15 protein-coding genes and 2 pseudogenes are annotated in these 13,075 nt (G+C 54.7%); 4 read left to right on the forward strand and 13 right to left on the reverse strand.

Annotated elements, in window-relative coordinates:
- Nucleotides 1–24 precede the first annotated feature (24 nt).
- Nucleotides 25–651, reverse strand: coding sequence for a 23S rRNA (uridine(2552)-2'-O)-methyltransferase RlmE (rlmE, locus tag GM30_RS12555; protein WP_049848894.1), 627 nt, complete (start codon nt 649–651; stop codon nt 25–27).
- A gap of 122 nt (nt 652–773) precedes the next feature.
- Here rlmE and yhbY point away from each other — a divergent pair, with 122 nt between their 5' ends.
- Nucleotides 774–1,067, forward strand: a complete 294-nt coding sequence (gene yhbY / locus GM30_RS12560) for a ribosome assembly RNA-binding protein YhbY (protein ID WP_038160901.1) — start codon at nt 774–776, stop codon at nt 1,065–1,067.
- 152 nt (nt 1,068–1,219) lie between these two features.
- On the opposite strand, the gene greA is transcribed toward yhbY, so the two are convergent.
- Complete coding sequence (greA, locus tag GM30_RS12565; protein WP_049848895.1) at nt 1,220–1,696, reverse strand: transcription elongation factor GreA; 477 nt, start codon at nt 1,694–1,696, stop codon at nt 1,220–1,222.
- A 237-nt stretch (nt 1,697–1,933) separates the two neighbouring features.
- Here greA and dacB point away from each other — a divergent pair, with 237 nt between their 5' ends.
- On the forward strand, nt 1,934–3,328 hold the full coding sequence (gene dacB / locus GM30_RS12570) for a serine-type D-Ala-D-Ala carboxypeptidase (RefSeq protein WP_049848896.1): 1,395 nt from the start codon (nt 1,934–1,936) through the stop codon (nt 3,326–3,328).
- A 31-nt stretch (nt 3,329–3,359) separates the two neighbouring features.
- On the opposite strand, the gene cgtA is transcribed toward dacB, so the two are convergent.
- The 4 genes from cgtA to rplU all read right to left on the reverse strand — a co-directional run bounded on the left by cgtA (nt 3,360) and on the right by rplU (nt 6,198).
- Nucleotides 3,360–4,532, reverse strand: coding sequence for an Obg family GTPase CgtA (gene cgtA / locus GM30_RS12575; protein WP_049848897.1), 1,173 nt, complete (start codon nt 4,530–4,532; stop codon nt 3,360–3,362).
- 15 nt (nt 4,533–4,547) lie between these two features.
- Nucleotides 4,548–5,513 (reverse strand): DMT family transporter, encoded by a 966-nt coding sequence (locus tag GM30_RS12580; protein ID WP_049848898.1) that lies wholly within the window; start codon nt 5,511–5,513, stop codon nt 4,548–4,550.
- Nucleotides 5,514–5,609: 96 nt separating this feature from the next.
- Nucleotides 5,610–5,867 carry a 50S ribosomal protein L27 gene (rpmA, locus tag GM30_RS12585; protein ID WP_003861831.1) on the reverse strand — a complete coding sequence of 86 codons (258 nt, stop codon included), beginning with the start codon at nt 5,865–5,867 and terminating at the stop codon, nt 5,610–5,612.
- 19 nt (nt 5,868–5,886) lie between these two features.
- Nucleotides 5,887–6,198 carry a 50S ribosomal protein L21 gene (gene rplU / locus GM30_RS12590; protein ID WP_049848899.1) on the reverse strand — a complete coding sequence of 104 codons (312 nt, stop codon included), beginning with the start codon at nt 6,196–6,198 and terminating at the stop codon, nt 5,887–5,889.
- 257 nt (nt 6,199–6,455) lie between these two features.
- On the opposite strand from rplU, the pseudogene ispB reads away from it, so the two are divergent.
- A pseudogene (ispB, locus tag GM30_RS12595) lies at nt 6,456–7,425 on the forward strand (octaprenyl diphosphate synthase).
- A 200-nt stretch (nt 7,426–7,625) separates the two neighbouring features.
- Nucleotides 7,626–7,892 carry a DNA-binding transcriptional regulator SfsB gene (gene sfsB / locus GM30_RS12600; RefSeq protein ID WP_038160878.1) on the forward strand — a complete coding sequence of 89 codons (267 nt, stop codon included), beginning with the start codon at nt 7,626–7,628 and terminating at the stop codon, nt 7,890–7,892.
- Nucleotides 7,893–7,950: 58 nt separating this feature from the next.
- On the opposite strand, the gene murA is transcribed toward sfsB, so the two are convergent.
- The 7 genes and pseudogenes from murA to mlaF all read right to left on the reverse strand — a co-directional run bounded on the left by murA (nt 7,951) and on the right by mlaF (nt 12,761).
- On the reverse strand, nt 7,951–9,210 hold the full coding sequence (murA, locus tag GM30_RS12605) for a UDP-N-acetylglucosamine 1-carboxyvinyltransferase (protein ID WP_049848900.1): 1,260 nt from the start codon (nt 9,208–9,210) through the stop codon (nt 7,951–7,953).
- A 53-nt stretch (nt 9,211–9,263) separates the two neighbouring features.
- On the reverse strand, nt 9,264–9,518 hold the full coding sequence (gene ibaG / locus GM30_RS12610; RefSeq protein ID WP_049848933.1) for a BolA family iron metabolism protein IbaG: 255 nt from the start codon (nt 9,516–9,518) through the stop codon (nt 9,264–9,266).
- Between the two features lie 126 nt (nt 9,519–9,644).
- Nucleotides 9,645–9,935, reverse strand: coding sequence for a lipid asymmetry maintenance protein MlaB (mlaB, locus tag GM30_RS12615; RefSeq protein ID WP_049848901.1), 291 nt, complete (start codon nt 9,933–9,935; stop codon nt 9,645–9,647).
- Nucleotides 9,935–10,578 (reverse strand): annotated as a pseudogene (gene mlaC / locus GM30_RS12620) (phospholipid-binding protein MlaC). The gene mlaB and the pseudogene mlaC overlap by 1 nt, the downstream one beginning before the upstream one ends.
- Before the next feature lie 18 nt (nt 10,579–10,596).
- Nucleotides 10,597–11,151, reverse strand: a complete 555-nt coding sequence (gene mlaD / locus GM30_RS12625) for an outer membrane lipid asymmetry maintenance protein MlaD (protein WP_049848934.1) — start codon at nt 11,149–11,151, stop codon at nt 10,597–10,599.
- A 4-nt stretch (nt 11,152–11,155) separates the two neighbouring features.
- Nucleotides 11,156–11,938 (reverse strand): lipid asymmetry maintenance ABC transporter permease subunit MlaE, encoded by a 783-nt coding sequence (gene mlaE, locus GM30_RS12630; RefSeq protein WP_038160866.1) that lies wholly within the window; start codon nt 11,936–11,938, stop codon nt 11,156–11,158.
- A 7-nt stretch (nt 11,939–11,945) separates the two neighbouring features.
- The gene (mlaF, locus tag GM30_RS12635) at nt 11,946–12,761 is read right to left on the reverse strand and encodes a phospholipid ABC transporter ATP-binding protein MlaF (RefSeq protein WP_049848902.1); all 816 of its coding nucleotides are present in this window, start codon (nt 12,759–12,761) and stop codon (nt 11,946–11,948) included.
- Nucleotides 12,762–13,075 lie beyond the last annotated feature (314 nt).

Below are 13,075 nucleotides of genomic sequence, written 5' to 3' on the forward strand. Positions count from 1 at the left end.
ATTTCGCCTGAAATTCACCGTCTATTATTTTCGCCCGGTCGCTACAATGTACACTTCACGCGAACGTGCGCGTGAAGAGTCCGGCTTACGAACTTTGACCTTCGTAAACAGGGAGCGAATTTCCCGTAGGTACTCTTCGAAACCTTCGCCCTGGAACACTTTGACTACAAAACTACCGCCTGGCGCCAGGACATCCCGACACATTTCAAGCGCCAGCTCCACCAGATACATGGCCCGCGGAATATCCACCGCCGGGGTTCCACACATGTTCGGTGCCATATCGGACATGACAACCTGTACTTTACTGTCACCTACACGCTCAAGTAACGCTTTGAGGACTAATTCATCACGAAAATCGCCCTGAAGGAAGTCCACGCCGACGATTGGATCCATAGGCAAAAGATCGCAGGCGATGATTCGGCCGGTGCCGCCGATTTGCGTCACCGCATATTGCGACCAACCGCCGGGTGCAGCGCCGAGATCGACAATCGTCATTCCCGGCTTAAAGAGCTTGTCACTTTGCTGTATTTCATCAAGTTTAAACCAGGCACGGGAACGCAACCCCTTTTTCTGTGCCTGCTGAACGTATTTATCGCTAAAGTGTTCCTGGAGCCAGCGGCTTGAGCTGGCAGAACGCTTTTTACCTGTCATTTAACTTTCCATCCGGTTTCATCGTATACACCGACGTAAATTTCGACGCGGCAATTTGGCGATATTAGGGAGATGGCGGTAGAATGTACCGTTTTCAATCCCAACGTAAGTAAAAATATACGATGAATCTGAGTACTAAACAAAAACAGCACCTCAAGGGTCTGGCACATCCGCTCAAGCCAGTAGTTATGCTTGGCAATAATGGTTTGACCGAAGGGGTACTGGCCGAGATTGAACAAGCGTTGGATCACCACGAGCTGATCAAAATTAAGATCGCCTCTGAAGACAGAGAGACCAAGAGCCTGATCGTGGAAGCTATCGTCCGTGAAACCGGCGCCTGCAATGTACAGGTCATCGGTAAAACACTGGTTCTGTACCGTCCAACCAAAGAGCGCAAAATCTCGTTGCCACGCTAAGAATATCCTAAAGTTGCACACAACGTTGTGTAAAACGAGGGGTTCCGCGAGCAGACGAGCAAAATGCCATGCTCTTTACGTTGTTAAAAGGCCGCTATGCGGCCTTTTTCTTATCTTTACAATTTATCAACACGCAACAGGCTGCGATCAAATCAAAGGTATTCAACCTTAATGATTTCATATTCGACTTCGCCGCCTGGCGTACGGATGACCACAACGTCATCCTGCTCTTTGCCAATCAGGCCGCGCGCGATAGGCGAATTCACAGAAATCAGATTTTGCTTAAAATCGGCTTCGTCATCACCCACGATACGGTAGGTCTGCTCTTCGTCGTTATCGAGGTTCAGCACGCTGACGGTCGCGCCAAAAATCACCCGGCCATTTTTCGGCATTTTGGTGATGTCGATAACCTGCGCGTTAGACAGCTTCGCTTCGATGTCTTTGATTCGACCTTCACAAAACCCCTGCTGTTCGCGGGCGGCGTGGTATTCCGCATTTTCTTTCAGATCGCCATGCTCACGGGCTTCGGCGATGGCCGCAATGATTTCAGGGCGGCGAACGGATTTCAGATACTCCAGTTCTTCGCGGAGTTTTTCGGCACCACGTAAGGTCATCGGAATAGCTTGCATTTGTTATACCTCTTCATCATTCCTTCGAGGAACGGATTGACGCCGTTCCGGAGCTTCTGACCCGCGAATGGCAGGACAAAAGCAAAAGAAAACTGACCCGGGGGAAAACCCCAGGTCAGCAGCAATTTTTTCATTTGATACGCATTTTAACCTGAAGTTCACTATGGGTCATCGTTTACTTTTCAGGGCAATGCGCCGTAGTATGGCGGCTGGTTTCCAGGTTGTTAGCGCGGGATTATGCGATTTTCCAGATTTATCATCGGATTGACCACCAGTATAGCGTTCGGTGTGCAGGCGGCGAATGTTGACGAATACGTTAACCAGCTTCCCGCAGGTGCCAATCTTGCGCTTATGGTTCAAAAAATCGGCGCACCATCGCCGGACATTGACTACCACGGCCAGCAAATGGCGTTACCGGCCAGTACACAGAAGGTGATTACCGCGCTGGCGGCGCTTCTCCAGCTTGGCCCGGACTTTCGTTTTACGACCACACTGGAAAGTAAGGGTAGCGTAGAAAGTGGCGTTCTGAAAGGTGACCTGATTGCCCGCTTCGGTGGCGATCCGACGCTAAAACGTCAGGATATTCGCAATATGGTGGCCGTTCTGAAGCGATCGGGCGTCGAAAAAATTGCAGGAAATCTCCTCGTCGATACCTCCATTTTCGCCAGCCATGACAAAGCCCCACCGCCCGCCGCCGCGATTGTCGATCGCAACTGTTTCTCGGTATCGCTCTACAGCGCGCAAAAACCTGGCGATCTGGCGTTTATCCGTGTGGCCTCTTACTACCCTGTCACCATGTTCAGCCAGGTACGCACGCTGGCGCGCGGCTCTGGCGATGCCCAGTACTGCGAGCTCGACGTTGTGCCGGGCGATTTAAACCGTTTCACCCTGACCGGCTGTCTGCCGCAACGCAGCGAGCCGTTGCCGCTGGCGTTCGCTATTCAGGATGGCGCGGCCTACGCCGGGGCGATCCTCAAAGATGAACTTAAGCAGGCGGGCATCAGCTACACCGGCACGCTGCTACGCCAGACGCTACCCGATGAGCCAGGCACGGTCATCGCCAGCAAGCAGTCGGCGCCGCTGCACGACCTGCTGAAAATCATGCTGAAAAAATCAGACAACATGATTGCCGATACCGTATTTCGCATGATTGGCCATGCGCGGTTTGGCGTGCCAGGTACCTGGCGTGCGGGTTCCGATGCGGTACGGCAGATCCTCCGTCAGCAGGCGGGTGTTGATTTAGGCAATACGATCATTGCCGACGGCTCCGGGTTATCACGACACAACCTGCTCGCGCCGGCGACAATGATGCAGGTGCTGCAGTACATCGCACAGCATGATAACCAACTGAATTTCATCACCATGCTGCCGCTTGCCGGTCACGATGGTTCGCTGCAATATCGTGCAGGCCTGCACGCGGCGGGGGTAGATGGAAAAGTCTCCGCGAAAACCGGGTCGTTGCAGGGGGTTTATAACCTCGCCGGTTTTATCACCACCGCCAGTGGTCAGCGCATGGCCTTTGTGCAGTACCTCTCCGGCTATGCGGTCGAGCCAGCTGATCAGCGTAACCGCCGAATTCCGCTGGTTCGCTTTGAAAGCCGACTGTATAAAGATATTTATCAGAACAACTAATGAAAAGGCTCCCGTCGGGAGCCTTTTTCACTTAGCGCTTGTAGATAAATTCGACGCCTTCTTCGTCGTCTTCATCCCAGTCGTCGTCCCAGTCTTCATCATCCTCGACGTCAGCCTCTTCAAGCTGTTCGCGATGATAGTCGTCCCACATAAACTCGACTTTTTCCGCGACTTTCTCTTCTTCGGTCTGAACAATCGGGTTTTCGATGATAAAGGTCATGACGTCCCAGCACAGATCTTTCACGCCCACCTGCGTTGCCGCAGAGATGAGATAGAACTTTTCTTCCCAGCCCAGCGCGTCGGCGATGGCTTTCGCCTTCTCTTCCGCAGCGGCTTTATCCATCAGGTCGATCTTATTAAAGACCAGCCAGCGTGGCTTGGAGGCCAGTTTTTCGCTGTATTTCTCCAGCTCGCCAATGATGATGCGGGCGTTTTCCACCGGGTCGGAACCGTCGATAGGTTCGATATCGATGAGATGCAGCAGCACGCGGCAACGCTCCAGGTGCTTCAGGAAGCGAATGCCGAGGCCTGCGCCTTCTGCGGCCCCTTCAATCAGCCCGGGAATGTCAGCCACCACAAAGCTCTTCTCGTTATCCATACGGACAACGCCGAGGCTCGGCACCAGCGTGGTAAACGGATAATCCGCCACTTTCGGCTTTGCCGCGGAAACGGCGCGGATAAAGGTGGATTTACCGGCGTTCGGCATCCCCAGCATCCCGACGTCTGCCAGCAGCATCAGCTCCAGTTGCAGATCGCGCTTATCGCCCGGTGTACCCATCGTTTTCTGACGCGGTGTACGGTTAACGGAGGATTTAAAACGGGTGTTGCCGAGGCCGTGCCAGCCGCCCTTCGCCACCATCAGGCGCTGACCGTGTTTGGTCATGTCGCCCATCACTTCACCGGTGCCCTGATCGATAACGCGCGTCCCGACCGGCACCTTCACGGTGACGTCCTGACCACGTTTACCGGTACAGTCGCGGCTCTGGCCGTTCTGCCCACGCTCGGCGCGGAAGGCTTTTTCGAAACGGTAGTCGATCAGCGTGTTGAGGTTTTCATCCGCCTCAAGCCAGACGTCACCGCCATCGCCGCCGTCACCACCGTCCGGGCCACCTTTCGGAATGTATTTTTCGCGGCGGAAGCTGACGCAACCATTACCGCCATCACCTGCGACCACAAGGATCGTTGCTTCATCAACAAACTTCATCTTACTCTCCGTAAATCATTCGCCTGAGCGCGGTAACGGTATTACCGCTTCACGCTTGCGCCAGCGTCCCCAAAGACGATGACCAATGGCGGAATACATCGCGCCCGCAACCACGACAAACGCACCGAGATAACCTAAAAGGTTTAACATCGGTCTGGCGAAGAAATCGGGCCAGGCCAGTGATAACAAATCTGAAAATAACAGTGTAAACAAAGGGGTAAGCGTGATTAACGCGCTCACCTGCGCCGCCTGCCAGCGTGCCATGGCTTCCGCCAGCGCACCGTAGCCCACCAGGGTATTCAGGCCGCAGAAAATCAGGCAGGCCAGTTGCCAGTGGCTCAACGCAAATACCTTTCCCGGCGCTGCCAGCGGCAGCAACGCTATTGTACATAAAGTGTACAGCAAAAAGAGGATCTGCTGTGACGCCAGACGGCGCAATAACACCTTTTGCGCGACGCCGTAGCTCACCCATACCGTGGCGGCAGCGACGCCGAAAATCACGCCCCAGGTGTAATCCGTCAGGCGGGTAAAAATTTCAATCAGGCTGGTGTTAAAGAACATCACCAGACCGCTAAGCAGCATCAGCGCGCCGACCACCTGGGTGCCACGCATCTTCTCCTTGAGGATGACAACGCTCGCCACCATCATGCCAACCGGCGACAGCTGACCAATCACCTGCGAGGCCGTCGGGCTAAGGTATTGCAGGGAAGAGCTGAACAGAATGAAGTTTCCGAACAAACCGCCCGTGGCAATGGCTAACAGCACCAGCCAGCGCGGTTTACGAAAAATGCGCAGCGGCGGAAGTTTTCCTTTGATAGCCAGAATGGCCCCAAGGCCAATGCTTGCCATCAGAAAGCGATAGAACACCACCGTGGGCGGCTCCATCACTTCAAGCACCTGTTTCATTGCAATTGGCAACGCGCCCCAGCATACGGCTGTGATGAGCGCCAAAAGAATACCAATGCCTGCCTGCTGCTTCATGCCCGCGGTTTCCTGCTGAAAATTTTCCGGGTTTCCAATGTAAAAAGCCCCGCAACACGTTGCGGGGCTTTAATCCGTTACCGGACCGAGAAAACCTTACTCAGCAACGATGCTGATGTATTTACGGTTGTTCGGGCCTTTAACTTCGAATTTCACTTTACCGTCTGCTTTAGCAAACAGAGTGTGGTCACGACCGCAACCTACGTTAGTGCCAGCGTGGAATTTGGTACCACGTTGACGAACGATGATGCTACCCGCCAGAACGGATTCGCCACCGAAACGCTTAACGCCCAGGCGTTTAGCTTCTGAATCGCGACCGTTACGAGTGGAGCCGCCAGCCTTTTTATGTGCCATTTAAATCTCTCCTCAGGTCTTAGGCGCTGATGCCAGTAATTTTCACGTCAGTGTACCACTGACGGTGGCCCTGCTGCTTACGGTAGTGTTTACGGCGACGAAACTTAACGATTTTAACTTTCTCGCCACGACCATGAGCAACAACTTCAGCTTTGATTACGCCGCCATCAACGAAAGGAACGCCGATTTTGACTTCTTCACCGTTTGCGATCATCAGAACTTCAGCGAATTCAACAGATTCGCCAGTTGCGATGTCCAGCTTTTCCAGGCGAACGGTCTGACCTTCGCTTACTCGGTGTTGTTTACCACCACTTTGGAAAACCGCGTACATATAAAACTCCGCTTCCGCGCACGTAATCGTGTGATTCAGAGTGCGCTATAAATATTCACAATAGGGCGCGAATATTACGCAAATCGAGCGCCTTTGACAAGTGTGATCGTCAATCCATGCAGAAAAAAAACACAACTGGCACGGCAACGTTTATCTGGCGCGTTTTTTCAGTACAATCATGTCTACAATTCTAAGGTAAACCCTACGCTTTCTCCTAAGAGTCAGCGGTAAACAGGACATTTAGCCCGGCTTTTGCGATGAATTTAGAAAAAATCAATGAGTTAACCGCGCAAGACATGGCGGGAGTCAATGCGACAATTCTCGAACAGCTCAATTCCGACGTGCAGTTGATCAATCAACTGGGGTACTACATCATCAGCGGCGGCGGTAAACGCATCCGTCCAATGATTGCGGTACTGGCTGCGCGCGCGGTGGGCTACGAGGGTAACGCTCACGTCACCATCGCTGCACTGATTGAGTTTATCCACACTGCCACCCTGCTTCATGACGATGTTGTGGATGAGTCCGACATGCGACGCGGTAAAGCCACCGCCAATGCGGCATTTGGTAACGCCGCCAGCGTGCTGGTCGGCGACTTCATCNACCCGCGCGTTTCAAATGATGACCAGCCTGGGTTCGCTCAAAGTGCTGGAAATCATGTCCGAGGCGGTGAACGTCATCGCGGAAGGCGAAGTATTGCAGTTGATGAACGTCAACGATCCTGACATCACCGAAGCGAACTACATGCGCGTCATCTATAGCAAAACCGCGCGCCTGTTCGAAGCGGCGGCGCAGTGCTCCGGTCTGCTGGCGGACTGCACGGCCGAACAGGAAAAAGGGTTGCAGGATTACGGTCGCTACCTCGGTACGGCCTTCCAGTTAATCGATGATCTGCTCGACTACAGCGCTGACGGCCAGACGCTGGGTAAAAACGTCGGTGATGACCTGAACGAAGGCAAGCCAACGCTGCCGCTGCTGCATGCGATGCGCCACGGTACCGCTGAACAGGCGGCGATGATCCGCGGTGCCATTGAGCAGGGTAACGGCCGGCACTTACTGGAACCCGTCCTGGAAACCATGGCTGCCTGCGGTTCCCTCGAATGGACGCGTACCCGCGCAGAAGAAGAAGCCGACAAAGCCATTGCCGCGCTGCAGGTTCTTCCTGATTCCCCCTGGCGCGAAGCGCTTATCGGCCTTGCCCACATCGCCGTTCAGCGCGATCGTTAATTGACACGTTCTCGTACAAAAGTGCGAGAACGCTCCAATAAAACCGACATTACTTTCTCGTAGTTCCCTGATCCCTTGATATTTTCCGAATCTTACATCATTTTACTTGAACTTTTTAGAACAAATCTTCTTCCGGCGTTATAGTAATCGGGTCGCAGTACCCGGCGACACTCTGATAACGTCAATAACAGGGAGAAAAAATGGATAAGTTTATTGACTGGCATCCGGCGGATATCATTTCTGGATTACGCAAAAAAGGAACGTCACTGGCGGCAGAGTCCCGCAAAAATGGACTCAGTTCGTCCACGCTCGCCAATGCTCTGACCCGACCATGGCCGAAAGGAGAAGTGATTATCGCGACAGCACTTGAGACCGATCCCTGGATTATCTGGCCTTCCCGGTATCACGATCCGATTACGCATGAATTTATCGACAGAACGCGCCTGATGCGGCAACGCAAGAAGTAACCTGTGGCAGCAACCCCCTTGCCAGTACGGCAGGGGGCTGCGTTTCAGAGAGGAGAGCTTATTCGCCCTTCACGCGCTCGATATTCGCACCCAGCGCGCGCAGTTTGTCTTCAATGCGCTCATAGCCGCGATCGATATGGTAAATACGATCGACAACGGTTGTGCCTTCCGCAATACATCCTGCCAGCACCAGACTGGCCGATGCGCGCAGATCGGTCGCCATCACCTGCGCACCGGACAGCGTTGCTACGCCGTGGCAAATCGCCGTATTGCTTTCGATTTCCGCATGTGCGCCCATACGAATCAGCTCAGGGATGTGCATGAAGCGGTTTTCGAAGATGGTTTCGGTGATCACACCGGTGCCTTCAGCCACCAGGTTCAGCAACGTGAACTGTGCCTGCATATCCGTCGGGAACCCCGGATGCGGCGCAGTACGTACGTTAACCGCTTTCGGGCGTTTGCCGTGCATATCGAGGCTGATCCAGTCTTCACCGGTTTCAATTTCCGCACCCGCTTCGCGCAGCTTCGCCAGCACCGCATCCAGCGTATCCGGCTGGGCGTTACGGCACATGATTTTGCCACCGGAGATAGCGGCTGCGACGAGGAACGTCCCGGTTTCAATACGATCCGGCAGCACGCGATAAACGCCGCCGCCGAGACGTGTAACGCCTTCGATGGTGATGCGATCAGTACCCTGGCCGCTGATTTTCGCGCCCAGCGTGTTGAGGAAGTTCGCGGTATCCACGATTTCCGGTTCACGGGCCGCGTTTTCGATGATGGTCGTCCCTTCTGCCAGCGTCGCCGCGCTCATGATGGTGACGGTCGCGCCAACGCTCACTTTATCCATGACGATATGCGCGCCTTTCAGGCGGCCATCCACAGACGCTTTGACGTAACCCTCTTCCAGCTTAATTTCGGCACCCAGCTGCTCGAGGCCGCTGATATGCAGATCCACCGGACGTGCGCCAATCGCGCAGCCGCCTGGCAGAGAAACCTGACCCTGACCGAAACGCGCCACCAGCGGACCCAGCGCCCAGATGGACGCACGCATGGTTTTGACCAGTTCATAGGGCGCGCAGTAAACGTCGACCGGACCCGCATCAATCCAGACGGAGCCGTTACGCTCCACTTTGGTGCCGAGCTGGCTCAGCAGCTTCATCGTGGTATCGATGTCTTTTAGCTTCGGTACGTTCTGGATTTCTATCGGCTCTTCCGCCAGCAACGCGGCGAAAAGGATAGGAAGCGCGGCGTTTTTTGCACCTGAGATGGTGACTTCGCCCTGGAGCCGCGTTGGCCCCTGCACACGAAATTTATCCATTAATTCTGGTCTCTGTTAAGAATTCACACTTGCCGGAACGCGGTCGCTCCGGCTCAAAAGCCGTTTAGTTTACGATCGCGTTCCCACTCTTGCGGCGTATACGCTTTGATCGACAGGGCATGGATGCGGTTATCCGCAATGTATTCCATCAGCGGGCCATAGATGGTTTGTTGTTTCTTGACCCGGTTCATGCCGTCAAATACCTCACCCACAGCAATAACCTGAAAGTGACTGCCATCGCCAGAGACGTGGACTTCCTTTAGCGAGAGTGCGTTCATCAGCACTGTCTGAATTTCATGATTTTCCATGGGTTCAAATTTCATCTGGTTGTGAAAACAGCTCATCATCTTAGAGGAAAGTGGCGCTGTCTTAAACAAGCAAAAAGCCCCATTCTGAAAAACAATGGGGCTTTGAATAATAACGTGCTGAAAGAATTACGGGATCATGTCGGCGGGCAGGTTATATAACTGCGCCAGCGTCTGCACATTTTCGCTTTTTCCGCTCAGGCTGACGTGTCTGCCCTGCGCGCGAATGTCAGCAATCAGGTGGATCAACAACGCCAGTCCGGCGGTATCCACGCGGGTCACGCCTGCGAGATCGATAACGTCCACCTCTTTGGTGGCGTCAGCGCGGGCATTCCACAGGGGAACCAGCCAGTCCTGATCCAGCTCGCCATACAGCGATAAACGGCCGTTTTCGCGATCCCAGCGCAGTTCGTTCGCCATTATTTTTTCTGTTCCAGAGTGATCGGCTGTTTCGCAATAGACTGCAGCTGCGCGGTCAGACCGTCGATGCCTTTAGTCCGCAGCAGGTCGCTCCACTCGTTCTGCTTGGTCGTGATCATGCTGACGCCTTCCGCGATCATGTCGTACGCCTGCCAGTTACCGCTCTGACTGTTTTTACGCCACTGGAAATCCAGACGTACTGGCGGGGGGGCGGNCGGCCGTTCGGATCGATAATGGTCACGCGGATGGGCACGATAGTGGTGTCGCCCAACGGTTGCTCAGGGGCAATCTGATAGGTCTGGCCGTGATACATCGCCAGCGCCTGACCGTACGCCTGTTTCAGGTATTCACGGAATGCGGCAAAGTACGCGTCGCGCTGTGCCGGCGTGGCCTCTTTATAATAACGCCCCAGCACCAGCGCACCGGCATATTTCACCTGCACATACGGCAGCAGCTCCTGATCGACCACCTGACGCAGGTAGTCCGGGTTAGAACGGATCTGCGGCTGCTCGTTTTTAAGGCGATCAAACGTCTTCTGCGCCGCCTCATTCATCATTTTGTAGGGGTTAGACTGATCGGCCGCGTTGGCCGCCATGAACGGCGCCATCACCAGCATGCCAACCATCAGTAAACGTTTAAACATGTCTTCATTCTCCTGAAATTATTTCGTCGTACCCGCTGCGGACGGTGCTGCGTCAGTATGTTCTTCACCGGTTCCTTGCGCATCGCCAGAATTCTTATTGTCATCGCCTTTACTGTTGTAGAGGAACTGACCGATTAAGTCTTCGAGCACCATGGCGGACTTCGTGTCCTGAATGGTGTCACCTTCTTTAAGGATAGACGTTCCCAGTTCCGGGTCTTCAAACCCGACGTTGAGCGCCAGGAACTGTTCGCCGAGCAGGCCCGACGTGCGGATCGCCAGCGAACTGGTATCCGGGATATGGTTGTAGCGCTCTTCGATATCCATCGCGACGCGCGGCAGATAGGTTTTGGGATCGAGGGTAATGTCCGCCACACGGCCAATCACCACGCCGCCAATGCGGACCGGCGATCGCGCCTTCAGCCCGCCGATGTTGTCGAACGTCGCATACAGGCGGTACGTCGGCTCAGTGCGCATCGACGTGACGTTTGCCGCTTTCAGGCAGATGAACAATGCCGCCAACAGCGCGACCAACAGAAACACACCCACCCAGATTTCACTTTTTTTCGTTTGCATGAACTCAATTCCCAAACATCAATGCTGTCAGCACAAAATCCAGTCCGAGGACCGCCAGCGACGAGTGCACCACCGTGCGCGTCGTTGCCCGGCTGATCCCGGCCGACGTGGGGATCGCATCGTAACCGTTGAATAACGCAATCCATGTCACCGTAATGGCGAATACCAGGCTTTTGATCAGGCAGTTCACCAGATCAAGGCGCCAGTCGACGGCGTTTTGCATCGCCGTCCAGAAAAAGCCGGCGTCGATGCCTTTCCAGCTCACACCGACCAGCGAACCGCCCCAGACGCCGACTGCCACGAAAATAATGGTCAGCAACGGCAATGAGATGATCCCGGCCCACAGGCGTGGAGAAATCACCCGACGCAGCGGATCAACCGCCATCATTTCCATGCTGGAAAGCTGTTCGGTGGCGCGCATCAGGCCGATTTCCGCAGTCAGTGCCGAGCCGGCACGACCGGCAAACAGTAGCGCGGCAACCACCGGCCCCAGTTCACGCAGCAGCGACAGCGCCACCAGCATACCGAGGCTGGTTTCCGCGCTGTAGGTGGTCAATACCAGATAACCCTGCAGCCCCAGCACCATCCCGATAAACACACCGGAGACGATAATGATTAGCATCGACAGCACGCCCACGTTATACAGCTGGCGAACCAGCAGCGGCGCATGCTTGCGAAACTCAGGCTTGCCGACGACGGCGTTGAATAACATTAACCCGGCGCGGCCAAAGGTGGCGGTGGTTTTAATCCCCCGTCGCCCGAGCGCAGCCAGTGCATTTAACAGCATGAGTCAGTTAACTCCCTGTGCCTGGTAAGAGATCCTGATGATAGTCGCCCGCAGGATAGCGGAACGGCACCGGGCCGTCGGCAATACCATCAAGGAACTGACGAACCCGGGGATCGCTATTTTCCTGCAGCGACTGCGCGCTCCCCTGGGCCACGATTTTTTTATCCGCCACGATGTAGGCGAAATCAGCGATGCTGAGCACTTCGGGGACATCGTGGGATACCACAATGCAGGTCACGCCGAGAATGCTGTTGAGTTCGGAAATCAGCTTCACTAGCACGCCCATGGTGATGGGGTCCTGACCGACAAACGGCTCGTCGAACATAATGAGGTCGGGTTCCAGCGCAATCGCCCGCGCCAGCGCCGCACGGCGTGCCATCCCGCCGGAGAGTTCTGACGGCATCAGTTTCGCCGCCCCGCGCAGGCCGACGGCTTCGAGTTTCATCATCACCGTGCTGTGCAGCAGCGCGTCGGGCAGATGCGTGTGCTCACGCAGCGGGTACGCCACGTTGTCGAAAACGTTCATGTCGGTAAACAGCGCGCCGGACTGAAACAGCATACTCATGCGCTTACGCACGGTATAAAGGCGGGAACGCGACATCTGCGGCACATTCTCGCCATCAAAGAGGATCTCACCCGAATCCGGCGGAATTTGCCCGCCGATCAAACGCAACAGCGTGGTCTTACCGATCCCTGACGGCCCCATGATCGCGGTGATCTTGCCGCGCGGTACCGACAGCGAAATATCATCGAAAATCACGCGGTTGCCGCGGGAAAAGCTGACGCCTCGTATGTCGACTAAGTTCGCCTCAGTCTGGCTCATAGGATCATCCTTTATAGACTTCATGAGACAAGCATGACGCGTTATCTCACCCGAAACCCAACATTTTTACAGAATCTTACCTGTCGGGGTTAGCGAAAGCTGGCATTTGTTTTACTTTTACGGCGCTTAAAGTCAAAATTAAGAATTCGTTACGTTCTCAGGAACAGCCCTGCGCCGCGGACCCCGATTATACACACAATCATTCATGCTGCATCGAGGCGGCCAGCCTGGGAATCCTCAGGAGCTTACATAAGTAAGTGACTGAGGTGAGCAGGCGCAGCCAACGAAGAGGCAGCGTGAAGGATGAAGTGTAT

Source organism: Trabulsiella odontotermitis (genome assembly GCF_001188485.1).
GTDB classification, from domain to species: Bacteria; Pseudomonadota; Gammaproteobacteria; order Enterobacterales; family Enterobacteriaceae; genus Trabulsiella; species Trabulsiella odontotermitis_A.